Raw genomic sequence first — 1,086 nt, 5'->3', positions numbered from 1 at the left:
TATCAGTTATCAGTTATCAGTTATCAGTTATCAGTTATCAGTTAGCTGTCTATTGTCTTTTTTCTCCTCCTGTCTCGGAGTTTACTGTCTGCTCACCCAAGAGAAGATTTTTGATTTTTGCGGGAGATCTAGTTACCAGTGATCACTGGCTGTTCACTGTTCACCGATCACTGTTCACTGATATGGGCTGACTGATATATAATCGCAGTCAGTACCAGAGGGTGAATTATGGATAAAACCAGCTTGATCGATAAAGTGCAACAAATGGCCAATAAACGGGATTATTTACTGCAATTGCGCGATAAACCCGACATTGGGGGTCTGAGATTAGATGTTAATCAAGCTCTTGAGGAGTTGGATGAATTACTCGATGAGTTTCAAGCAACTTTTCCTGAAGAAAAACTTAGTTAACTATCCGACCCGACGGAATTGAGATTTGTCCGATTGTGCTAATTTTCCCAAGTCATCGATCGCTTTGATCAGATCTTGGGAAGATATATCTTTAGGGCAGTATAGATCAAAGGCTGTAGTTTGATTATTTTTTTCCATTGGAAGATTTGCCAAGGAACTATAGGCGATAATGCGGACATAAGGGTCGAATTGTTTGATCTGAATAGCGGCGCTCTGTCCATTTAAGACAGGCATCCGTACATCTAAAATAATTACATCTGGTTGATAAATTTTCGCCAATGCGATAGCCTGTTGACCATTAACAGCAATTCCCACCACCTGACAATGCGGCTGCTGGGAAATTAAAGTCTTGATTACTAAACAAGTTAGCTCGTGATCTTCGGCAATTAAGACTTTAATTGTCTCTCTCGGCTTCATGATTATTTTCCTTTCCCTAGAGGTCTCACTTGTTATCATTTTAGAGCCTGTTGATCTTTTGGACTTCACTTCACGACACTTCCCATCTCCCCATCACCCATCTCCCCAATTCATAATTCATAATTCCCCTACTCCCTTCTCTCTTTTCCCTTCTCCCCAACTCCCACTCTGCAATAACTACTGGCAGCCAGAAATACGTTCGTTTCTTATCACACTTTGTGCTTTTTGTCAAAAAAACTTTTTTTTTGCAATAAAACT

3 protein-coding genes are annotated in these 1,086 nt (G+C 40.1%); 1 reads left to right on the top strand and 2 read right to left on the bottom strand.

The window, feature by feature from the left end; genetic code table 11:
- Nucleotides 1–228: 228 nt before the first annotated feature.
- Nucleotides 229–411, top strand: coding sequence for a hypothetical protein (locus tag PX636_RS11905; RefSeq protein WP_002763844.1), 183 nt, complete (start codon nucleotides 229–231; stop codon nucleotides 409–411).
- Here the strand turns inward: PX636_RS11905 and PX636_RS11900 are convergent, their stop codons facing one another.
- Together PX636_RS11900 and PX636_RS11895 are read right to left on the bottom strand one after the other, a co-directional pair.
- Nucleotides 412–867, bottom strand: coding sequence for a response regulator (locus PX636_RS11900; RefSeq protein WP_288117325.1), 456 nt, complete (start codon nucleotides 865–867; stop codon nucleotides 412–414).
- A 31-nt stretch (nucleotides 868–898) separates the two neighbouring features.
- Nucleotides 899–1,086: hypothetical protein (locus PX636_RS11895; RefSeq protein ID WP_288117324.1), on the bottom strand; the 188-nt coding region annotated here is incomplete at its 5' end.

This window comes from Microcystis sp. M53598_WE2 (genome assembly GCF_030067735.1).
Taxonomy (GTDB): Bacteria; Cyanobacteriota; Cyanobacteriia; order Cyanobacteriales; family Microcystaceae; genus Microcystis; species Microcystis aeruginosa.
Note: the sequence above shows the minus strand (reverse complement) of the source record. Positions and strands in the feature narration are given on the sequence as shown.

Bases quoted from the DNA above. Each gene is read 5' to 3' on its own strand.
- PX636_RS11905 (WP_002763844.1), top strand. From the start codon at position 229: ATGGATAAAACCAGCTTGATCGATAAAGTGCAACAAATGGCCAATAAA.
- PX636_RS11900 (WP_288117325.1), bottom strand. From the start codon at position 867: ATGATAACAAGTGAGACCTCTAGGGAAAGGAAAATAATCATGAAGCCG.